The organism is Shewanella sp. 8A, assembly GCF_023475945.1.
In the GTDB taxonomy this organism is placed as follows: domain Bacteria; phylum Pseudomonadota; class Gammaproteobacteria; order Enterobacterales; family Shewanellaceae; genus Shewanella; species Shewanella xiamenensis.
Map to the genome: position 1 here is coordinate 36,490 of NZ_JAMDJP010000028.1, position 21,259 is coordinate 57,748.

Genomic DNA, 21,259 nt, shown 5'->3' on the forward strand with positions numbered 1-21,259 from the left:
GTGACTACTGCTGCGGATGGCGATGGCGATCGCCACTGAAGCGCAGCTCTGGCTCGGCTATGCTATCGCGACTGGCTGCGGTACTACTTTGTTGTCCTTTCACAATGGCAGCATTGGGCGATATCCCTAATGTTTGACGCCAGCTTTGCCCTTGGGTCATCGGGATGGGCTCGGGCAGGCTTGCTAGCAAGGTAATACCATCTAACTCGGGTAACATACCATCGATCACTAAGGCGGCACGGTTTAGCAAATTATCGGCGCCAATGCGGCCTCTTTGTCCCCAGTTGACGATAATCGTATCCGCGGTGATTACATCGGGTGCATTTGTCACTGCTACATCCCGCAGGATCTGATAGCGATAGCTCATCATCGCTTCTTCAAATAGCATTGCAGTGTCTTCGCGGGTGCTGGAATAATTGTAAAAATCATTGGCAATATCACCGGAGAAAAACGTACTGACATCCGAAGGTTGGTAGGCTTTTTGGGTGGCAGTGGCTTTCGCGCCCAAGAAGCTCACTCCAGCAAGCCCAGTCATTTCGGTACTCGTGAGGGGATAACTGCGGCTTACTTGATCTGAAATCAAACTCTTACTGGCATTTCGGCGACTATAGTCATCCAATAGTCTTGGACCTGTAAGTGATGCGTGCACGCTTCTTGGGAAGAAGTCATTAGCGTGGGCGAGCTCATGGTATAAGAGTGAGGCGAGGTCAGGGTTGATTTGGGCCAGAGTCCGTGTGGCACGCGTAGTGATTGGGAAGCCCTGTGAAGCATATTGATTATTTTTAACGTAACGCCATGGCATGATGAAATTCAGCTCATTGCCAAAGCTACTGCGATAATCTGGCGCTTCGTTGATGGTATCGCGCTGCATAGGTGTCAGCCAAAGGTCGTTGGGGTCGAGATAAATCGCCCCTGTAACAACCCAATAGAAAGATGGGCGCACATCATAACTAATCACCACTGCGGTGACCGATTGTAGCAGGCGGGCAAAGTCACTATTAGGATCCATCTGCCGTAAAAATGCGGCAAAATTGTCCCCCATCCAATCGTGGGACACTAGCACCCGATCAAGAATCGTATCGACATCAAGGTTATCCGAAACTTGACCTATCAGTGGCAGTTGATTGATTGTACAAGCCTCTTTTAACTGATTCGAGTACACACAGCTCGTTAAGGCTCTGGCATAAGGTGAGGTTGGATGATAAGCATGAGTACGTGCAAGTGGCGTATCAAAGTAACTGGAGCTTATCGTGGGCGCTGCTGTGGTTAATACAAAGGCTTCATCTGTCACTGCATTACCGTTAATCGTGGCCGATGCCCTAAGGCGAGTTAAGGTATCCTGAGCAACCGTGGGTGCGGTAAAGAGGGGTCTAAAGGGATCGCTTATGTCAAGGCTGACATCGGGGCCTTCGGCGATACACCAATTGATATTGGCGGCACTGAGGCCGGCTTGCTGACCAATTCGCAAGCTCACATCGTTACCCTCAACGGCTTGATGATCTTGACGAATATTCAGTAATCCGCCCGTGTTGTTATCGGCATTAATGCTGATGTCACCCGTCACATTGGTATTGGTGCTGGTGATTTGTAAGCGAAAGCGGTAGCTGCCCGCGGCCGGGAGCTCCATCGCTAACACAGGACTATTTTGACTAACGAGTTCAATGTTGGGGCCTTCGAGTTGTTGCCAACGGAAGGTGAGATCCTGCGAATCGCGATTACTTAGACTTGCAATAATGGCACTGGATTGTCCTACACCATATTGAGATTCCGTTTTAAACCGAATAGCACCAGTATCTGTGGTCACTAATGGTGTGACTGAGGTACAACGTGGCACATTGGTTGTGGGAGGCGTAACTGTGCCGCCATCGCTGTTGCTATCACCTCCGCCGCCACAGGCACTCAGTGTTGCTGCTGCGGCTATGATACTGAATCGACGAATTGGGCCCCATATTTCCATCATGACTCACTCCAATTAATTCGCTGTTATTGTTTGTTTTTGTTGTTTGACAGGCACGATTCACCGTCATTTATTGGCACAAAAAATGACTATAGCACGCTCTTTTAGTTACAAAAAGCGATCAAAGGTAGCTTAAATGTTATGGATTGTTTGTAGTGATTATTGGAGATAGGCGGGGCATTGATCATTTTGACTAAAAACGGATGGACTGACGCAGAGTGGCTGTCGGGCAATAAAAAGCGCGGTGTAAATCAACCGCGCTTTATTATATTCGGAATATTAGTCTTGCTTATCGGATTTTTTCTTCAGACCTAGGCCGAGTTCACGTCCACGGATACGAGCATAAAACGGGAACGCGACTAACAGCGCGCCAATGAGCAGGACCTCAATAATGGCAAAGGCCAATGCATCGGTCGTGACATACAACAAGGTGAGGGCGTGCAGCATATATAAGCATAAAATAAAGCTCGCCCATGCGTAGGTGTAAGGATTACCTTTTAAAATACCTTTGATGGGAAGCAATAAAGGCACTATCCATAATAGGCTGAATAATAATGTATATTCCCCATTTATACCTTGACCAATAAACCAGCCGCCCAGCAGCATAACAAGGGCAAGGTAGCCTAAGCGGCTAAGTGTCAGTAGAGAGCTTGAGGTCATGATTTTCCTAATCTAAACATCTTGGAACAGTGGTGAAATAGCCTGAACAACTTAGAGAATATTCAGTACATTTTCCGGTGGACGACCAACGGCTGCCTGTTGATTAGCCAGTACGATTGGGCGTTCAATCAATTTTGGCGTCTTGACCATGGCGTCGATAAGTTGTTCTTCGGTTAAAGCCGGATTGGCAAGACCTAGTGCTTGATACTCGTCTTCCTTAGTGCGCATTAACTCACGGGCGCTGAGTTTGAGCGTGGCTAAAATTCCACGAATATCAGCGGCGCTTGGAGGGGTTTTAAGGTATTCCACTATTGTGATTTCGCAGCCTTGTTGCTCGAGTAGGGCTAAGGTTTCGCGGCTCTTTGAACAACGTGGGTTATGGTAAATCGTTGCTTGGGTCATAGTACTCATGCTCAATCGGCTAAAACAATGGCGCGGATGATAGCAGAAAAAACAGCGCCCCGTCAGGGTGTTCGGGGCGCGATTATAGGCTGTAGAGATAAAATGGCTGATTTTACTTTAGGGCATCCATTTCTTTATCTGCCTGTTTAAATTGGCGGATCCGTGCTTCAATTCGCGCCAGTTGTAATGGATTACCTTCCGAGGCGCGATAGGCAAAGTTCAGTTGATCGATTGCGCCTTTATAATTCGCCCCCAGTGCCATTAACTCGGCATTGGAGAAATACTCCATCCCTTGGTTACCAAGTTTCTTGTAGGCAAGATTTAGCAACTGATAGGGCAGTTGATTCTGCTTATCGAGGAAAATCATATCTTCGAGCAGCGGAATCGCTTTGGCGGGATCACCAGCCTCGATATAGATATTGGCTAAGTTAGCGTTGATCACCTGCGAAGTGGGTTTCATCTTCCGCTGAGTTTCGAGTAACTTAGTTGCCTGGGCATAATCCTTACGTTCGTTAAGCAAATCCGTCTTAGTATCGAGATAAAACAAGTTGTTATCATCGATTTTTAATAGATCATCGACAATTTTTTCGGATTCATCAAACTTCTTCAATCTAAACAGTGCTAAGGCTTTGCCGTAGAGGGCCGCCTCTTTAAAGCTGTAGGTTTGCTTATTGAGCTGCTTTTCAAACATGCTCAATACCGCATCGTCGCTATAACTGGAAAAACGCACCTGAATACGGGCTTTAGCGAGCTGGAAGTTCAGATTATCCGGCACATAACGGTGGGGATATTGCTGGGCACGATCCCGCGCTTCGGAAATCCGTGATTCAGGTAAAGGGTGGGTTAACAGCATTTGCGGTGGCGTAGTCGTAAAACGGTAACGACTGGCGAGTTTGCCAAAGAAATCGGCGGAGGCATTAGGATCAAATCCCGCATCGACTAAAATTTGCATGCCGATACGATCGGCTTCTTTTTCATGCAGGCGGGTATAGTTGATTTTTGATTGTGTCGCCATGGCTTGGGTGGTTGCCAACGCGGCCATCCCTGCTTGAGGAACGGCGATCGTTAATAAAATGGCGCCGAGTAAGCCAGCTACGGTCGCTGGTCCGGTTTTTTGCTGCGCTTCGAGGGAGCGTGCTAAGTGACGCTGGGTCACGTGGGTGATTTCATGGCCTAATACTGAGGCCAGTTCACTTTCGTTATCAGCATTAAGAAATAGCCCTGTGTGCACCGCAACGTGGCCGCCAAAGAAGGCAAAGGCGTTGATTTCATCATTTTGCAGCAAGAAGAAATAAAAGGGCGTTTTGACTCCCGTGGCGTGGGCGACCAATTTGTTGCCCAGTTCAGTTAAATATTGGCTCAATACCGGATCGTTCAGCATGGGCGCCGATGAGCGAATAACGCGCATATAGGCATCGCCATAGACCATTTCTTTTTCTAGGCTGAAGGTATTGACGGCGGCGGTACCCAGATCGGGCAAGTCGTTGTTGGCAAAACTCTTTGCGGCTCCACCGAGTAACATTAATGAAAGCACACTCGCCGCAAGGGGTTTACATCGGGTCAAAAACGTCAAATTACGCAAGTGGATCCTTTATTTCTTTTAAGTGTCTCAACTAAGGCTTAGGTAGCCCTTAGCTTGTAGTTTGAATTGCAACTTAGGATAATAGCCCAAGTTCGTTCATAGCAAGTTCATTATGATTTTTATTGATTTAACATCATTGCGCTGCCCCGTTCCCTTGGTTAAGGTCAAACTTGCGTTGAAGTCTGTGTCTGCTGGTGACAGCTTACATATCCTACTCTCAGACCCAGGTTCCCGCCGAGATGTTCCCACTTTTTTAAAAAAACAGGGGCATCAGGTCGTGACGTTACACGATGATGCAAGCCAGTTAGGCCTATTAATTACAAAAGTTGATTTATCGCAGGGATAATCATACACAAAGCATGATTCAATGCCGCAGTCAAAATGGCGAGTTAGCTAGCTGACTGCAACTTAACCTAGGCTTGTCAGTCATAGTTAGCAGTTAACTGATTTTCAAGCATATACACAGTTAATCTACTGCGATAAGGTTAACTCATAAGTCACTTTCCTGCCTGTTGGGAAAGCCAACCCCCATTGGAATGAATGCATGTTTAGTTTTTTTTCTCGTTGGTATCAAGAGCGATTTAGTGATCCACAGGCCGTCACCTTATTGGCCATTCTAGTGGGTTTAGCGTTAGTACTTTATTTTGCTGGTGGTTTGTTAGCCCCGCTACTTGTTGCTCTGGTGTTGGCTTTTTTACTCGAATGGCCTGTGGCGCAAATGCTGAAATTGGGGATTAATCGCACGACGGGGGCTTCCTTAGTGCTAGTGCTGTTTTTAGGGATAGTGGTGCTGCTGACCTTTGGGCTAATCCCCAGCGTGTGGCGTCAAGGGGTAAGTCTGATGACGGATTTACCGAATATGATAGATAAAGGGCTACTGACCTTGCAGGGGTTAGCGACCCAGTATCCTAAATTTATAAGTACTGAACAGCTCGATTTAATGGTCTCCGAGTTGAAGAAATTACTTGATACCCAACATGTGCTCGACATTGCGAAACAGCTGATTGGTTACTCTGCGTCATTATTGGTGCTGATGGTGTACGCTATTTTAGTGCCATTGTTGGTGTTCTTTTTTCTTAAGGATAAAGATCAACTGATCCTCGGTAGTAAGCGTTTTTTCCCCACCAATCGTCAGTTGGCTCGAAAAGTGTGGTTTGAAATGCACCAACAGATCTTTAACTATATTCGCGGCAAAGTGATTGAGATTGTGATTGTCGGAGTGGCGAGCTACATCTTCTTTGCGTTTATGGGGCTGAGATACTCGGCCTTACTGGGGGTGTTGACCGGGTTGTCGGTGTTGATTCCCTATGTGGGCGCGACCTTAGTGACTCTACCCATTATGCTGGTGGCCTTTTTCCAGTGGGGTTTTAGCTCTGAGTTTGGTTATTTAATGCTAGGTTACGGCATTATTCAGGCCTTGGATGGTAACGTACTTGTACCTATCCTGTTTTCCGATGCGGTGGATTTGCATCCGGTGATCATTATTGCTGCTGTGTTAGTTTTCGGTGGTTTATGGGGCGTTTGGGGGGTGTTCTTTGCCATTCCATTAGCTTCCTTAGTGAAAGCGGTGATCAATGCTTGGCCTAAAACCGAGATTGAACCTGTAGCGATAGCGCAGGTGAAGGCGGATTCGACAGAAGCCTAAGCCGCTGGTAATAGGTAAAACTAATAGTTCAAAACTGGGCACGAGTGCTCAGTTTTTTTATCCGCTAACTATTTGTACTAACAATTGTTTTATTCACTCTTGCTGCACTCATTATTGCTGTAATAGATGCTGTGCGGTGGCGGCAAGGGCACGATAGACCAAAGTGGTTTGTTTGGCTTTGATATTCCAATGCTGCCAATAGAGGGGCACCCGAATGCGTTTTTCTGGGGTGAGCTCAATTAATATGCCTTTGTCTATCAAGGGTTTTGCCTGTAAGTGACCCACTAAACCGTAACCCAGACTTAAGTTAATCGCCTCTAAAAAACTCTCCGATGAGGGAATGCTGTGTTGCCACCATTGACCTGGCAACATTTGAAAATACTGGGCGAGATACTTTTCATGCATTTTATCTTTGGTCGAAAACACCACGGCCGGGGCTTTCGCAAGCTGCGCTTGGGTTATTTGAGCGCCGACATTATCGCTATTTTTTGCCCATTCGAAATAACGCGCCGCAAATGCTGGGGTAGCGACGCACATATATTCCATGGTTCCTAAAAACTCGCTGCTACAACCGGCCATGGGGTTGGCTGTCGTGGTCACGCAACCGACGGCCTCACCGTTTTTCAATAGGTGATGGGTGTAGGACTCATCATCGACAATCAATTCGAGCAGCCAGGCATGTCGGCTGAACATATCGGCCAATGCAGGCAAAAACCATGTCGCTAAACTGTCGGCATTGACTGCAATTCGCACCGTCGTGGGATGATTTGGGTCATCGGCATCTAACTCGGCTCTCAATTCACTCTCGAGTAGTTGCACCTGTGAATAGTGGCGCAATAAACGCTTCCCTGTTGGGGTCGCCACCACGGGCGTTGAGCGGATAAGTAAGGATTGGCCGACTCGTTCTTCTAATTGCCTAACGCGCTGTGACACCGCCGATTGGGTGATATGCAACACTTTGGCGGCGCGCTCGAAGCCGCCTTCGGAGACGACGACCGCAAGCGCTTTAAGATTGGCGTATTCCAACATGATTGCCGTCCTTAAGGTTATTAATTTTACTTATGATACATAAAAAACATTAGTTATATTAATTTTGTTGTTTTGTCTATGCTAGCGCCTTCTTCAGACATGAGAGGTAGTTATGCAAACGGCGTTTATACAAGGTATGGGCATTGGTGGTAGTTTGATCATTGCCGTAGGGGCGCAAAATGCCTTTGTGCTAAAGCAGGGGATTAAGCGAGCTTATCCTTTGCCGATTGCGCTGCTTTGTTCAATCATCGATGCCTTAATGATCACTGCGGGGGTTGCTGGGCTTGGGCATATTATTGAAGCCTTCCCGACCATCAAACATGTGGCCAGTTTTGGTGGTGCCGCTTTTTTGCTTTGGTACGGAGCCAATGCGCTTAAGGCCTCATTTGCCGCTAAAGGGATGGAGATGGATAATGCGCAAAATGCCGACACTTTGCGTAAAGCCATGCTGACCACGCTTGGGATCAGCCTGCTTAATCCACACCTTTATTTAGATACAGTCGTGCTGCTGGGGAGCATTAGTACTCAGTTCGAAGATGCCCATCGTCCTTGGTTTGGTGCGGGTGCGGTACTGGCTTCGTTTATTTGGTTCTTCAGCCTAAGTTTTGGTGCGCGTTTATTGGCGCCGATATTTAGCCGCCCAGCGGCGTGGCGATACTTAGATCGTTTTATTTGGTTGACTATGTGGAGCATCGCCGCGGCAATTATTTGGCCATATATGACGGTAAATTAATGTGCCTTTTTGAAGTTTTATGGCTGGTTGTCATGTTCAGGTCGAAGGGGCTAATCCTTCGACCTTATTCATATTAAGTTCAAATGGTTAAATCTACATATCGAAGGGAGTATGGGGTAGCGCACACGGCGGAAATGTTGATCTAACCGTTGAGTGTGCTTGATTTGTTTATCCCTCCCATTGAAATTACGCCAATAGGCACCATTTAATATTTATTGCTTAAGTTTTTACTAAATGGATTGCCGTTGAATTTTAGTCACATCACTTGGCTTGATGATAAAGGCCATATTAAACCGCCGATTTTTTTATATGTGATTTTGGCATTCCTCGCGCGAGGCTGGTGTATTTTTATCGCCTCCTTGACTCAAGCCAGTGATAGAGCTGAATTGGTAAGGCTCTTTTATCCTGAAAAATCAGACTTTTTACTTGCACTTGCGGCAGGTCTTGGTGCTGTAGTGCTTTATTTTGTCGTACTCGCGGAGCGGCGCCGCTCGCCCTCATGGATTCGGCCGTTGTTTGTCCATCTCAAATGGGGACTGTGGTTATTGTTATTAGTTGATGCGGTTTTACTGTCTCAGCGGTTAATTCACGGACAGTTTTTATTCCATTGGAGTTTGGCACTCGATGCCTTGGTGTTGTTTTGGTCCTGTCTTTATGTCTATCAGTCAAAACGACTGCGTTATTACCTCACGGATTGGCCGAAGGAAATAAAAACTTAAATAACATAGTAGTCTACATCTCTTTGTTATTACTGTTTTTTATGTCTTATTCGATGAAGTTAGCATAATTTATGTGTTCTATCCCTCAGTTTGATAAGCATTTTTTCACTAACAGCTTACTGATTTTGCTGAATCATCTATAGTTATATGTACTTAGCTTAAATGTACGCGCCAAGAAGTCATATTGCATTCTTGCGTGCATGAAAGGAGTCATATTGCGTGGCAAAAGCAGCTCATAAAAAATTACTACTCTCAGAACTTCAGCCCGGTATGCGGGTTAAGTTGCCTTTGTCGTGGACAAATCACCCATTCTTATTTAACCGAGTTGATATCAATAGTGCGGCTCAGATTGAGATGATCCGGGGGCTTGGTGTTCCCTATGTTTACCTCATTTCTGGCAGTAATGATGAGATTGATACTGCTGAAGAAGAGGTTGAAATTGAAGATATTGACGCCGCGCCACCAGAGCGAGATTTAAAAGCAGATACCCGTAAATCGATGCGTTTAAGTCAAAAACGTTTTTTAGAGAGTGTTAATCAGTGCCGTAATATGTATGGCAAGATAGTGAGCGATCCTGAAGGAGCGTATCGCCTGTCTGCAGCGTTAGTTGAAGATTTACTCAGTCATTTACAAGAGGTGGAAAAACCCTTCTTGACCTTAGTCGGGATGGACGAAAAGGATGTGAGTGTGACCCAGCATGGGGTATCAGTGGCGGTGCTCGCCATGATGATAGGTCATGCACTGGATTTACCAGCGAGGGATCTGCGCGATATTGCCCTTGGCAGTTTATTCCATGATATTGGCAAGCTAAAAGTGCCCGATGTGATCCGTCGAAAGCGTGGTGCTCTGACTCCCCATGAAGCCAATTACTTACAGATGCATCCTAATTTTGGCTATGACATGCTTAATCGTTCTGGGTTGTTCCCTAAAGAAGTACTAAATATCGTGTTACATCACCATGAGTTTGTTGATGGTTCGGGTTTCCCTGATGGGCTCACAGGTCATAAAATTCCCATCGTCACTCAAATCGTTAGTCTAGCAAATGATTACGATCAGCAACTGAGTGGTCAGCAAGCTTCTTCTCCTCAAGTTGCCCTCGGTTACTTATTTAAAAATAGAGCCAGTAAACATTCGGAATCGTTGATTTCTGTCTTAGTCAAGATATTAGGTATTTATCCACCAGGGACCTTAGTTAAGCTATCGGATGATAGCGTTGCAAAAGTCATTATGACCACGAAAGAGGTGAGTCAGCCTCAGGTGTGGGCCTGTAAAGAAGATGGTAGTGAAGCCTCGTTACGCTTTTTAAGTGATGAGGGCGTGACAGTGCAAAAGTCTTTGCGAGTTGAAGATTTAACTGAGGGCGCAAGGCGAACATTGCAGGTCGATAAGGGGATTAGTTTTTATTTTAGTTCCTTACAAGCTTGAATCCCTTTACCAGAGTTCCGTATGCTATTGGCCAAAATATATTATTAGCAGTAAGTAGGTCAGAGATAATGGAACACACTGTGGTGGAGAAAAAGAGTGTTGCGGTTGTAGGCTGTGGGTGGTTCGGTTTTGCGCTCGCAAAACAACTTGTTCAAGCTGGTTATCGCGTGACTGGGGCTAAGCGCCAGTGTGAGGATCTTCCTGCGTTAACACACGCGGGTATTGAGGCATTCAAACTACAACTTGGTGATGAGGCTGATATTGTTCCTGATGCACAACTGTTGCAAGACTTATTTCAGACAGACTTTCTTGTTGTTAATATTCCTCCTCGTCTAAAGCATGGTAATACAGCTTATCTTAACGAACTGAAACAACTCATCGACTTAACCCAAGGCTGGCAATATCAAGGCATAGTGTTTATTAGCACCACGGGCGTTTATCCCTCTCTTGATAAATCCATGACCGAAGCCGATGCCCAGGCCGAGTCACCTTCAGCGCAGGTGTTGCTGGATGCTGAAGCTTTATTTGCTCACCAATCTAATACTTGCGTGGTGCGTTTTGCTGGACTCGTTGGACCAAAGCGTCATCCGGGGCGTTTTTTTGCAGGCAAAACCGATGTGGCTGGTGGTAATGTTGCAGTCAATCTCGTGCATTTACAGGATTGCGTCGCGGCAGTCAGTTTAATTATTGACACTAAGCTAAAGGGAGAGAAGATCGCCTCTATCTATAATCTATGCGCGCCAGAGCATCCATCGAGAAGCGAATTTTACGGTGCTGCGGCTCTGTCACTGGGATTGGCTGAACCGCAATTTAATACCCAGCTGCAACCCAGCAAAGTGATTCTGGGGGATAAAATCGTCCGCGATCTGGGATTTAAGTATCAGTTTACCTCCCCACTTGCGATGCTAGCGGCCTGTTAGCGGCGGATTTACCACCTATTGTTAACAAATGTTTAAGAACAATGGCCATATTTTGAGGTATCTTAATGGCTTGTGCCTGTTGCAAACGACTTACGATTCAATGATGCGTGTTAATCATTCACTAGGGCGTGTTGACGTTTCGAGATTAGATTTTGTTCGTTCTGGCAAGCACGTGCTCGCGAAACGAGGAATGATGTGTAGTTATTCTACTCAAATGACGAGTGACAAAGAGCAAGGGCTTGCCAGACGAACCCTTCGGGCAGCATTTGGCTGGCTTTTCTGCCGCGTTATCGTCCGTTTATGTAGAATAACTACACAGCACGGACTTTGCCTTGCATAAAAGCCAGCCTAATTGCTGCAAAAATAACCATGAAACGTAAACACGCCCTAATAAGAAGAGAATATATGAAAACCCTAACTAATCTTGTTCGACCTTTGGCTGCTTTGGCCTGTGGATTGGTCTTAAGCGCCAGTTTTGCGCTGCAAGCGGCCAGTTTTGAAGAAGGGAAGGATTATGTCACTGTCGCAGGAATGAGCGAGGCGCAAAAGCCTGTGCTGCGAGAGTTTTTTTCCTATAACTGCCCACATTGCTACAAACAGGAACCCTTTGTCGCTTCCACGGTAAAACTCTTGGGCAAGGATGTAGCCTTTGAACGTACGCCTGTGGGGGCGGGTCGTCCTGCGTGGGAACTGAGCCAATTGGCTTATTATATCGCGCAAAAGCTCAATATGACCAAGCAAGTCCATGAGGCGATTTTTAAACAAATTCATGACAAGGGTGAGCAATTTACCCGCCCTGAGCAAGTGAAAGCCTTTTTTGTGGCTCAAGGTGCTAAAGCTGATGATGTGGATGCGGCGATGAATTCTGTTGACGCTAAATTTTCACTGATGAGTTACGATTCGCAAGCGGAATTGGCCGGGATTAAAGGTGTGCCATCATTATTGGTAAATGGCCGTTATTTAGTCACGTCTAAGGTTCATACTCCTGAAGAACTGGCTGAGTTAGTGAAGTACTTAGCCGCTAAATAATAACGTTGATACTGGCGTCTATGCTGGCGCCAATTTATCGATTTCCCATAACCCAGCCATGCTGGGTTATTTTTTGCCTGTCTGCTGACAAATCTAAGTGGTGTAGGTAGAGATGACAGCTCTCGTATTACACTCGAAGTAATACGATATTTTGTTTATATGACAGGCTATTACTACTTTCTAGTTGTTCCACTTATCACGCTAATTTGTCTCTTTCTAGCCTTAAGTTCTTCGACATTGGTCTAAGTTGCTCAAAAAACGACTTTTGCAACAAAATGTAAAATCATTGTTAAGATGATGGTTTTAAATGATATTTTATTTTTTGCTATGTGAGGTATTTCGCAAATTAGACTAAGGTCTTGATTGTGGTCACTCCAGCTGTTGCTAGATTTAACGAGACTTAAAAATAAAACAGCACAGGGGAGTCGCTATGGCGTTTGAAAATAATGATAAAGCAAAAGGTTACTGGAACGAGAATTTACGTCTGGTTTTGGGCCTATTAGCTATTTGGGCCGCAGTTTCGTTTGGTTGCGGCATTCTATTGGTTGATGTACTCAATGAAATCCATTTTATGGGATTCAAATTAGGTTTCTGGTTTGCTCAACAGGGATCGATGTATGTCTTTGTTGCGCTTATTTTTGTCTACGCGGCAAAAGCCAACGCCTTAGATAAAAAATATAACGTACAAGAAGACTAAGGAGCACTGAGATGGGTGTACAAGGATTAACTTATCTGATTGTGGGGCTGTCATTTGCCCTCTATATTGGGATTGCGCTCTGGACTCGCGCAGGTTCAACTAAAGAGTTCTATGTAGCGGGTGGTGGTGTTCATCCCGTTGTAAACGGCATGGCAACCGCCGCCGACTGGATGTCTGCGGCATCTTTCATTTCGTTGGCGGGTATTGTCTCTTTCGTCGGTTATGACGGCAGTGTGTACTTGATGGGGTGGACCGGCGGTTACGTTTTATTAGCCCTGTGTATGGCACCATACTTACGTAAATTTGGTAAGTTTACCGTGCCTGATTTCGTGGGTGAGCGTTATTACTCCCAAGCGGCGCGCACGGTAGCTGTTATTTGCGCCATCTTCATCTGCTTTACTTACATTGCTGGCCAAATGCGCGGAGTGGGCGTGGTATTCTCGCGCTTCCTTGAGGTAGAGGTAGATACCGGCGTATATATTGGTATGGCCGTAGTGTTTTTCTATGCGGTACTCGGTGGTATGAAAGGGATTACCTATACTCAGGTTGCCCAGTATTGCGTACTGATCTTCGCCTTTATGGTGCCTGCAATCTTCCTGTCTGTGATGATGACGGGTCATATCATTCCTCAAATTGGTTTTGGTGCTGAGTTACTCGATGCTGCGGGGAATAATTCTGGCGTTTATCTGTTAGAGAAACTGAATAATCTTTCTGTGGATTTAGGCTTTGCCCCTTACACCGATGGTTCTAAGAGCATGATCGACGTGTTCTGTATTACTGGTGCTTTGATGGTCGGTACAGCGGGCTTACCCCATGTTATTGTGCGTTTCTTCACCGTACCGAAAGTGAAAGATGCTCGTATATCAGCGGGTTGGGCGTTGGTGTTTATCGCCATCATGTACACCACAGTTCCTGCATTAGCGGCATTCTCTCGCGTCAATATGATCGAAACCATTAACGGCCCAGATCAAAAGGGTGTTGCCTATGAAACTGCGCCTGATTGGATCAAAAACTGGGAAAAAACCGGCCTGATCAAATGGGATGACAAAAATGGTGATGGCAAAATCTACTATGCCAAAGGCAAAATGGAAGATGCTGCTAGCCCTAACGAAATGAAAATCGACAACGACATTATCGTATTAGCAACGCCAGAAATCGCGAATCTGCCAGCTTGGGTGATTGCGCTGGTAGCTGCGGGTGGTCTCGCTGCGGCGCTATCTACCTCTGCGGGTTTGTTGTTGGTTATCTCTACATCAGTGTCACACGATTTAATGAAGAAAAACCTGATGCCAAATATTTCTGACAAGAAAGAGTTAATGTACGCTCGACTTGCTGCTGGTATTGGTATTGTTATTGCGGGTTACTTCGGGGTTAACCCTCCAGGATTCGTGGCGGCGGTGGTGGCATTCGCCTTCGGTTTGGCTGCGTCATCTCTGTTTCCTGCAATCATCATGGGGATCTTCTCTAAGACCATGAATAAAGAAGGTGCTATTTCAGGTATGGTGCTTGGCTTATTCTTCACCGCTGGTTATATCATCTACTTCAAGTTTGTTGATCCTACTGCAAACGTGCCTGCGAACTGGTTTCTTGGTATTTCGCCTGAAGGTATCGGTATGGTGGGCATGCTAGTGAACTTTGTGGTAGCAGCTATTGTCTGCAAACTGACCGCAGCGGCACCAGCTCATGTGCAGGAAATGGTTGAGTCTATCCGTTTCCCTAAAGGGGCGGGTGAGGCCAGCGGCCACTAACTTTCACCTAGATTAAGAGAAAAGGACGCGTTTGCGTCCTTTTGTTTTTGGTGGTGTCAGTGCAGAGTTTGAGCCTGACTTTAGTCGTATATGGCCTAACAATCGAGCGCGTTATAGTGGGATAAAATTCACCTAAAATAAGGTGTTGCTATGAACGCCAGCGAATTACAACCCGTTGTGCAGTTTTTAACGTCTACAGCTCCCTTTGATACTTTGCCCGATGAAACCATTCGCCATTGTGCTAAGTCAGTCATCGTCGGGTATTACAGTAAAGCCTCAGGGTTTGTGACCTTTGATGCCGATGCGCCGAAATTGTATTTGGTCCGCAGCGGTGCCTTTGAGGTGCGCGATCCCGAAGGAGTATTAGTGGATCGAGTCGCCGAAGGGGAGTTTTTTGGTTTTTCGACGCTATTGTCAGGGGAGAAGGTAGTCAATCGGGTCGCCATTCTTGAAGACAGTTTGGTTTACCACTTACCACAGGCATTATTCGATCAACTACGAAGTGAGAGTAGGCACTTTGATAAATTTTTTACCCGTGCTTTTGCCAAACGGTTACGCCATGAAGCGCGTTTTAAGGCTAAAGATCTGACGACCACCAGTCGTATTAGTACCTTAATGTCATCTTCACCGATTATGATCGACGCCCACGCAAGTGTAACGCAAGCAGCCCTTTTGATGCGTAACTCGCGGGTATCGTCTTTACTCGTCACCGATAATCGTAAGCTGGTGGGGATTTTAACCGATAAAGATTTACGCAATCGAGTGCTCGCCGCAGGGCTTGATGGCCGAATTGCCGTGCATCAAGCCATGACGACTTCACCGATTTCGATTTCATCGAATGCCTTGATCTTTGAAGCTATGCTATTGATGAGTGAACATAATATTCACCATCTGCCGATTATTGATGAGCAAAATAGCGAGGAAGTGAAAGCCATTGGCATGGTGACCAGTACCGACATTTTACGCGGTCAAGGTTCGCAGCCATTACTCCTCATTGGTGAAATCGAGCGCCAACGTGATCTCGCAAGTCTCATTAGTGTTAGTAAACAAATCCCCTTGTTATTGCAAAATTTAATCAGTGCTGATGCACGGGCTGAGGAGATTGGTCGCGTGCTGACCTCGGTCACCGATGCCTTAACCCGGCGCTTGATTGTGCTAAATCAGCAAATTCTCGGTGAGGCGCCGATGGCGTTTTGTTGGTTAGCCTTTGGCTCGCAGGGGCGGCAAGACCAAGCCGCCTGTTCGGATCAAGATAACGGCTTGCTGGTGGCCGAGGAAATGGATGATTATGCGAAAGGGTATTTCGATGCGTTAACCCATGCGGTTTGTGCAGGGCTTGATCAATGTGGTTATGCGTTTTGCCCTGGTAATATCATGGCGCAAAATCCCAAGTGGCGTATGTCGCTCAAAGAATGGCAGCAGGTTTTTGAAAAGTGGGTTGTCACGCCAGAGCCTAAGGCATTGATGCATGCAAGTATTTTCTTCGACATGCGTTCAGTCTTTGGCCCACAATCCCTGTTTGATGCCCTGCAGGATAAAGTGCTAGCACAAACCAAAGACAATGATATTTTCCTCGCGGGGATGACGGGTAATTCCTTAATAGAGTCGCCGCCTTTAGGCTTCTTTCGAAAATTTGTGTTAGAGCGCGATGGCAGTGAGGTAAAAGGCATTGATTTAAAGCATAAGGGTAATGCTTTGATCAATGATATTGCTCGCGTATATGCCCTGTCTGCGGGCATTAAAGAAGTAAATACCGCCAAACGCATTAGGGCACTGATGGACGCTAATATTCTTAATCGTAAGGATGCGCTTAACTTAGCCGATGCCCATGAGTTTATCGCCCATATGCGGTTATCAAACCAAGGTTATCAACATACGCAGGGACTTGAGATTAGTAACTATCTGTTACCCGCACATTTATCTTCTTTAGTTCGGCATCAATTACGGGATGCCTTCAAGGTGGTTCATGACGCCCAGTCGGGCATGAAGATGAAATTTATGCGGAGCTTTTAATGGGCGCTTGGTTGATTAATGCTAAGTTGCAATGGCGAGCACTGCGCTGTCAGCATCAATTATTTAAGGATTATTATCAGTCCTTAATCCCGCTGATGGCGCTGCCCATCAATCGTGCTCCCTTGATGGCGATGGATTTGGAGATGACAGGGTTAGATCCCCTTCAGGATCAAATCTTAAGCATTGGCTTAGTCCCCATTGAAAATGGAGTGATCCCCCTTGGTGAGGCGCAGCAAAAATTAGTGCAAATTAAGGGCAGTGTCGGCCAAAGTGCGACGATTCATGGGATTCTCGACAACCATTTAATCCAAGCGGTGAGCATTGAGGAGGCTATGGCATGGTTTATTGCTCAAACCCGTGGCCGAGTATTAGTTGCCCATCACTCCCCACTGGATTGTCGTTTTTTACAACAAGATATATTGGCTATCTACCATCAAGCCGTTTTACTCCCCGCTATAGATACCTTAGTACTTGAGAAACAGCGGTTATTACGTAAGCATTCGGTACTTAAAGAAGGAAGTCTAAGGCTTGGAGCCTGTCGAGAGCGTTATCACTTACCGATTTACGGTGCCCATAGTGCATTAACCGATGCATTAGCCTGTGCGGAGTTATTATTAGCACAAGTGGCGGCCATGGGGGGAGGTGCAGATATTTCGGTCGGGGATTTACTGACCTAATCACGTTAAGCCACTTCATTCGCAATCTTTTCTGGAACAGAAGGCTTTTCATATTTGATTAATGGCTCATTGACTACACTCACTACGAGTGAGGCATTTGCGATTGCTTAGCTTATACGGTGATTGGTTGCTATTGCCAAGTTGTGTTGAGCAAGTGGTGCACGCGAGTATTACTGCGTTGTATAGAGTGTTAAGCGAATAGGAGAAGATCATGCCACTACCGTTACTATGGATTGGCGGTGCAGCGATGGGCGCATTGATGCTCGCCGATGAACGCGAAAAGCGACAACAGCTTGAACGCAACCGACTATTAGGCAGCGTTCCTCGCCAAGTAAGCACAAAGCAGGCGATGATTACTGCGCCGAGCCAATGGCAAAAGGGTTTTAAGCAAGTCACGCCACAACCTGGGAGTATCGTTTGTTGTTATGTGTTTGGGGTGATTGAGCATACTGGGATTTGGTTAGCTGATGATTGCATTGTGGAGTTACATGGCTCAGGGCTTGTTCGAGCCGTATCGGTAAAGCGATTTTTAGCGGGTCGTACAGGTAGCCAAATTTTTATTGCCTGTAATCATCAACATCAACCGCTTATCGCCAATACCATTGTTAATCGGGCCGAGCGGGCGATTTATCAGTACCGTGAATATGACCTGTTTGACAATAATTGCCACCGATTTGTGTGGTCATGTTTGTGCGGTGAAGAACGAGCGATTAAAAGCTTTAATGAGCTAAATCAAAAACTCGCAGCTTATTTTGCGCAGGGGATTTACTGGGATGAAATGCATTTTGCATCAGCGCTTACAGATATATAAAGGCCATCCAATGATGGCCTTTATATGCATAAACTTACTTACAGAAATAGTCTACAGCGCGTTTTACCAACTCGATTCCACTTTGATCGCAAGGCGGTAATTGGGCATCACTGATTTGCACTGGCGTGACACGTTCACCCCATTGCAATAGCAATGCAGCAGAGGTTAATCCCGCACCAAAGGCGCAAGAAAGAATGGTTTGGTTAGGTTTAATTAACCCTTTTTCGAGTGCATCACAAATCGCGATTGGAATCGTTGCCGCCGATGTATTGCCATAGTTAGCAATATTCACAAAGGCTTTTTCTTTAGGGATCTTCATGCGGCTAACGAGGGTATCAATAATGCGCTCGTTCGCTTGATGTGGGATCACTAAATCAACTTCATCCTTATCGACGCCGCATTTTTCCAGCACTTGAGTGCTTAACTTATTCATACCATTAATGGCGCGTTTAAAAATTTCTTGGCCATCAAATTGGATGTAAAAGTCTAATGATTCGGCGGAGAATCGATCCATCGCGGTACCGAAACCCGCTTTGAGGATGTCCCGACCATCGGGATCGTTATTCAGCTCATAGCCTAATACGCCACCAGGGATATCGGTCGCTTCCACGACAACTGCGCCTGCGCCATCACCAAACAATACGGCGGTTTCACGGCGAGACCAATCGAGGTAGAAAGATAAGCGTTCGGCGCCCACAACGAGGACTTTCTTGCATTGACCACTCTTGATCTGTGAGCTAGCTAAACCTAAGCCGTACAAAAAACCACTGCAGGCGGCGTTGATATCAAAGGCTGCGCAGCTTGCACCAATATTGGCCTGCACTGTTGAGGCTATATTGGGGATCAAAGTATCTGGGCTAGCGCTGGCTAAAATGATCATATCAATTTCGCTGCCCTCAATCCCAGCCGCTGCAAGCGCACGCTTGGCGGCAACTGAGGCTAATTCCGAGGTGTTCACATGGCTGATATGACGTTGACTGATCCCTGTGCGTGATTTAATCCATTCATCGGACGTTTCGATAAAAGTGGCAAGATCATCGTTAGTCAAAGTGGCGGGTGGAACACATTTTCCCCAGCCAGTGATTGTGGCGTACTGCATGGTGTTTTCTCTCAAATAAAAAAGGCAGAACCTTTAGTGCTGCCTCAAATCGACAACAAAGCTTATCGGTATAACGAATGACAGTCCGTGATCTATACCACCTGTTTGGCGACCAGATCCCGAATTGTCATTGCGGCATGCAAAATATGATGTCGCAGTAACGCCGTGGCTTTCTCTGTTTCTCTTTGCTTACAATAATTGAGCAGTTCGCGGTGCTCGTGCTCTGCTGCGGGAATGCCTCCTGCGAGCAGTAATTGCAAACGAATATATCTATCGCAGTTGGTATTGAGGCCATGCACGACCTCTAGCGTATGTGGGCGATTGGCGGCTTGGTATAAACAGGTATGAAACTGTGTATTTAGCTCGCTCCAACTGGCGACTGCATCTTCATGTTTAAAGGCTGATTCCAATTGTTCTAATACGCGTTCAGCTCTTATTAAATCTTCTTCTTGAAGTCGTGGAATGGCTTTGGCGAGCAGATCCGTCTCGATCATGGCGCGCAACTCAAACAGCTCGGTCACTTGTTCAACGGATAATTCAGTCGCCGTTGCCCCTTTATGGGGTTCGAATTTTACCAGCCCTTCAGCTTCAAGTTGCAGCAAGGCTTCTCTTACCGGAATGCGGCTAACATTCAATGCTTCGGCTAGTGCGCTTTGTCTGAGTGGTTCTCCTGCGGCTATATCACCAGAAAGTATTTTCTCTCTGAGCACCTCTACAACTAACTGGGTGCGGGTTTTATGGACTATAGGCGTAGTTCGACTCATTATGACCGTCTATTTTTAGGTGTTTTATTGTTATCCGTGCAAGATTACCGTTAAAAACAGCACAAATAAAGGGAAAGCTCGATTGAGCTGCGTATCGACTAGATGGCAAAAACAATTATTCGCGGACGAATTCGCCCTTAAAGATGTGTTAATCGACCATTTATAGGCGTTACTATCGCAAATGAATTGTCAGAATATGAATCAAGCTCAAATTGCCAAGTGGTATCCGTCAACTTCGCGGTGCAATTTCTTGCAATGGATGGAATAATAGTAAAATTACGCATTAAGCGCTGTTTTTTGTGAGTGGAGTAGTACTGTGAGTGCAGTCAATCGAGCTGTTTTTTTGGACCGTGATGGTGTGATCAACAAAGATCATGGTTATGTGCATCAGGTAGATGACTTTGAATATATTGAAGGCGTATTTGAGGCGTGCCTTGCATTAAAGCAAATGGGATACAAATTGGTGGTGGTCACTAATCAGTCGGGAATTGCCCGTGGCATGTATACCGAAGACCAATTCCACAGTCTCACCGAATGGATGGATTGGAACTTTGCCGATAAAGGTGTCGACCTCGATGGTATCTATTATTGCCCGCACCATAACGAAAAAGGGATTGGTGAATATAAAGTCGATTGCGACTGTCGCAAACCCAAACCAGGAATGTTACTCGACGCGGCAAAATTTTTGAAAATTGATTTGTCCCAATCTGTGATGGTAGGAGATAAAGCCGACGATATGCTTGCCGCAAAAGCTGCGGGTGTACCAACGCGTATTCTTGTTCGCACTGGTAAAGCGATTGCGGATGATAGCGAGGCGTCTGTGGTGCTCGATAGCATTGCCGATGTACCGGTTTTTTTAAAGAAGTAGCCTATTCTTGCAACTTAAAGCGTGCATCAATCTATTTGAACCGTGAGATTGAACTTGAAGCGCGAGCTTAACAACAAAAAAGTGCGGTATTGGCTTTATCGTTTTGCTTAGTGACCGATGCTAACGGCGTTATCAGGCGATAAAGATAGCCAAAGTGATGGAAATTACAGCGAAATAGGCGCTAAAACCTAGGTTTGGTTTAAAAAATGCGCATTCACGTCGCTTTTTCTAATTATTTTGCCTAAAGGGGTTGCGGTAAAATCTGATATCCCTATAATGCGCATCCACTGGCCCAGCGGGGTCAACGGTGAAAGCCAAAAGCGCTAAATGCTTAAGGTAAATAACCATGCTCTTTAACAATTTATCAAGCAAATCTGTGTGGACACTCACAGGTGTTGAGTTAATCGAAATTACTCTGCCGTTTGGCGAGTAATCAAAGAATTAAATCAATGAATGAGTGTTCATAGCAATATGTACATAC

Annotated in this window: 20 protein-coding genes; 13 read left to right on the top strand and 7 right to left on the bottom strand. The window is 45.9% G+C overall.

The features are described 5' to 3' along the window. Positions 1–4: 4 nt before the first annotated feature. From M0413_RS17845 to bepA, 4 genes are all read right to left on the bottom strand, one after another. Positions 5–1,957: a hypothetical protein gene (locus tag M0413_RS17845; RefSeq protein WP_249555120.1), complete on the bottom strand. Its 1,953-nt coding sequence runs from the start codon at positions 1,955–1,957 to the stop codon at positions 5–7. A 279-nt stretch (positions 1,958–2,236) separates the two neighbouring features. After that, the gene (locus tag M0413_RS17850; RefSeq protein ID WP_144375841.1) at positions 2,237–2,617 is read right to left on the bottom strand and encodes a DUF2069 domain-containing protein; all 381 of its coding nucleotides are present in this window, start codon (positions 2,615–2,617) and stop codon (positions 2,237–2,239) included. Positions 2,618–2,668: 51 nt separating this feature from the next. Further along, entirely contained in the window at positions 2,669–3,019 is a 351-nt protein-coding gene (arsC, locus tag M0413_RS17855; RefSeq protein WP_037419889.1) for an arsenate reductase (glutaredoxin), read from the bottom strand. 112 nt (positions 3,020–3,131) lie between these two features. After that, a complete protein-coding gene (bepA, locus tag M0413_RS17860) occupies positions 3,132–4,601 on the bottom strand; it encodes a beta-barrel assembly-enhancing protease (protein ID WP_086904487.1) in 1,470 nt (489 codons plus the stop codon). A 112-nt stretch (positions 4,602–4,713) separates the two neighbouring features. Here bepA and M0413_RS17865 point away from each other — a divergent pair, with 112 nt between their 5' ends. After that, positions 4,714–4,947: a sulfurtransferase TusA family protein gene (locus tag M0413_RS17865; RefSeq protein ID WP_037419895.1), complete on the top strand. Its 234-nt coding sequence runs from the start codon at positions 4,714–4,716 to the stop codon at positions 4,945–4,947. A gap of 198 nt (positions 4,948–5,145) precedes the next feature. After that, positions 5,146–6,246 (top strand): AI-2E family transporter, encoded by a 1,101-nt coding sequence (locus tag M0413_RS17870; protein ID WP_144375842.1) that lies wholly within the window; start codon positions 5,146–5,148, stop codon positions 6,244–6,246. 111 nt (positions 6,247–6,357) lie between these two features. Here the strand turns inward: M0413_RS17870 and M0413_RS17875 are convergent, their stop codons facing one another. Next, positions 6,358–7,275: a LysR family transcriptional regulator ArgP gene (locus tag M0413_RS17875; protein ID WP_037426785.1), complete on the bottom strand. Its 918-nt coding sequence runs from the start codon at positions 7,273–7,275 to the stop codon at positions 6,358–6,360. 112 nt (positions 7,276–7,387) lie between these two features. Here M0413_RS17875 and M0413_RS17880 point away from each other — a divergent pair, with 112 nt between their 5' ends. From M0413_RS17880 to M0413_RS17925, 10 genes are all read left to right on the top strand, one after another. Continuing rightward, the gene (locus tag M0413_RS17880; protein ID WP_037419906.1) at positions 7,388–8,008 is read left to right on the top strand and encodes a LysE/ArgO family amino acid transporter; all 621 of its coding nucleotides are present in this window, start codon (positions 7,388–7,390) and stop codon (positions 8,006–8,008) included. A gap of 245 nt (positions 8,009–8,253) precedes the next feature. After that, entirely contained in the window at positions 8,254–8,727 is a 474-nt protein-coding gene (locus M0413_RS17885; RefSeq protein WP_037426787.1) for a DUF2919 domain-containing protein, read from the top strand. 219 nt (positions 8,728–8,946) lie between these two features. After that, positions 8,947–10,152, top strand: a complete 1,206-nt coding sequence (locus M0413_RS17890; protein ID WP_249555118.1) for an HD-GYP domain-containing protein — start codon at positions 8,947–8,949, stop codon at positions 10,150–10,152. 68 nt (positions 10,153–10,220) lie between these two features. Next, a complete protein-coding gene (locus M0413_RS17895; protein WP_144375843.1) occupies positions 10,221–11,072 on the top strand; it encodes an NAD(P)-binding domain-containing protein in 852 nt (283 codons plus the stop codon). A gap of 405 nt (positions 11,073–11,477) precedes the next feature. Continuing rightward, the gene (locus M0413_RS17900; protein ID WP_047535254.1) at positions 11,478–12,101 is read left to right on the top strand and encodes a thiol:disulfide interchange protein DsbA/DsbL; all 624 of its coding nucleotides are present in this window, start codon (positions 11,478–11,480) and stop codon (positions 12,099–12,101) included. A gap of 430 nt (positions 12,102–12,531) precedes the next feature. Next, positions 12,532–12,798, top strand: a complete 267-nt coding sequence (locus tag M0413_RS17905; protein ID WP_011622295.1) for a DUF4212 domain-containing protein — start codon at positions 12,532–12,534, stop codon at positions 12,796–12,798. Between the two features lie 11 nt (positions 12,799–12,809). Beyond that, the gene (locus M0413_RS17910) at positions 12,810–14,546 is read left to right on the top strand and encodes a sodium:solute symporter family protein (RefSeq protein ID WP_037419920.1); all 1,737 of its coding nucleotides are present in this window, start codon (positions 12,810–12,812) and stop codon (positions 14,544–14,546) included. A gap of 150 nt (positions 14,547–14,696) precedes the next feature. Beyond that, positions 14,697–16,559, top strand: a complete 1,863-nt coding sequence (locus M0413_RS17915) for a DUF294 nucleotidyltransferase-like domain-containing protein (RefSeq protein ID WP_037419923.1) — start codon at positions 14,697–14,699, stop codon at positions 16,557–16,559. Continuing rightward, entirely contained in the window at positions 16,559–17,236 is a 678-nt protein-coding gene (locus M0413_RS17920) for an exonuclease domain-containing protein (RefSeq protein ID WP_037419926.1), read from the top strand. Before M0413_RS17915 ends, M0413_RS17920 begins: the two co-directional genes overlap by 1 nt. 211 nt (positions 17,237–17,447) lie before the next feature. Beyond that, positions 17,448–18,047 (top strand): lecithin retinol acyltransferase family protein, encoded by a 600-nt coding sequence (locus M0413_RS17925; protein ID WP_037419929.1) that lies wholly within the window; start codon positions 17,448–17,450, stop codon positions 18,045–18,047. A 34-nt stretch (positions 18,048–18,081) separates the two neighbouring features. Here M0413_RS17925 and M0413_RS17930 read toward each other — a convergent pair whose 3' ends face one another. Then, a complete protein-coding gene (locus M0413_RS17930; RefSeq protein ID WP_037419932.1) occupies positions 18,082–19,146 on the bottom strand; it encodes a ketoacyl-ACP synthase III in 1,065 nt (354 codons plus the stop codon). Positions 19,147–19,238: 92 nt separating this feature from the next. Further along, positions 19,239–19,910, bottom strand: a complete 672-nt coding sequence (locus M0413_RS17935) for a GntR family transcriptional regulator (RefSeq protein WP_037419935.1) — start codon at positions 19,908–19,910, stop codon at positions 19,239–19,241. 316 nt (positions 19,911–20,226) lie between these two features. On the opposite strand from M0413_RS17935, the gene gmhB reads away from it, so the two are divergent. Beyond that, positions 20,227–20,778 (top strand): D-glycero-beta-D-manno-heptose 1,7-bisphosphate 7-phosphatase, encoded by a 552-nt coding sequence (gene gmhB / locus M0413_RS17940; RefSeq protein ID WP_249555119.1) that lies wholly within the window; start codon positions 20,227–20,229, stop codon positions 20,776–20,778. The last annotated feature ends 481 nt before the right edge of the window (positions 20,779–21,259 follow it).

What these genes read in the sequence shown, in the direction of transcription:
- M0413_RS17900 (WP_047535254.1), top strand. Translation starts at nt 11,478, where the DNA reads ATGAAAACCCTAACTAATCTTGTTCGACCTTTGGCTGCTTTGGCCTGT.
- M0413_RS17920 (WP_037419926.1), top strand. Translation starts at nt 16,559, where the DNA reads ATGGGCGCTTGGTTGATTAATGCTAAGTTGCAATGGCGAGCACTGCGC.
- M0413_RS17905 (WP_011622295.1), top strand. Translation starts at nt 12,532, where the DNA reads ATGGCGTTTGAAAATAATGATAAAGCAAAAGGTTACTGGAACGAGAAT.
- M0413_RS17870 (WP_144375842.1), top strand. Translation starts at nt 5,146, where the DNA reads ATGTTTAGTTTTTTTTCTCGTTGGTATCAAGAGCGATTTAGTGATCCA.
- M0413_RS17925 (WP_037419929.1), top strand. Translation starts at nt 17,448, where the DNA reads ATGCCACTACCGTTACTATGGATTGGCGGTGCAGCGATGGGCGCATTG.
- M0413_RS17845 (WP_249555120.1), bottom strand. Translation starts at nt 1,957, where the DNA reads ATGGAAATATGGGGCCCAATTCGTCGATTCAGTATCATAGCCGCAGCA.
- M0413_RS17935 (WP_037419935.1), bottom strand. Translation starts at nt 19,910, where the DNA reads ATGAGTCGAACTACGCCTATAGTCCATAAAACCCGCACCCAGTTAGTT.
- M0413_RS17880 (WP_037419906.1), top strand. Translation starts at nt 7,388, where the DNA reads ATGCAAACGGCGTTTATACAAGGTATGGGCATTGGTGGTAGTTTGATC.
- M0413_RS17895 (WP_144375843.1), top strand. Translation starts at nt 10,221, where the DNA reads ATGGAACACACTGTGGTGGAGAAAAAGAGTGTTGCGGTTGTAGGCTGT.
- M0413_RS17915 (WP_037419923.1), top strand. Translation starts at nt 14,697, where the DNA reads ATGAACGCCAGCGAATTACAACCCGTTGTGCAGTTTTTAACGTCTACA.
- M0413_RS17865 (WP_037419895.1), top strand. Translation starts at nt 4,714, where the DNA reads ATGATTTTTATTGATTTAACATCATTGCGCTGCCCCGTTCCCTTGGTT.
- arsC (WP_037419889.1), bottom strand. Translation starts at nt 3,019, where the DNA reads ATGACCCAAGCAACGATTTACCATAACCCACGTTGTTCAAAGAGCCGC.
- M0413_RS17875 (WP_037426785.1), bottom strand. Translation starts at nt 7,275, where the DNA reads ATGTTGGAATACGCCAATCTTAAAGCGCTTGCGGTCGTCGTCTCCGAA.
- M0413_RS17930 (WP_037419932.1), bottom strand. Translation starts at nt 19,146, where the DNA reads ATGCAGTACGCCACAATCACTGGCTGGGGAAAATGTGTTCCACCCGCC.
- M0413_RS17910 (WP_037419920.1), top strand. Translation starts at nt 12,810, where the DNA reads ATGGGTGTACAAGGATTAACTTATCTGATTGTGGGGCTGTCATTTGCC.
- M0413_RS17850 (WP_144375841.1), bottom strand. Translation starts at nt 2,617, where the DNA reads ATGACCTCAAGCTCTCTACTGACACTTAGCCGCTTAGGCTACCTTGCC.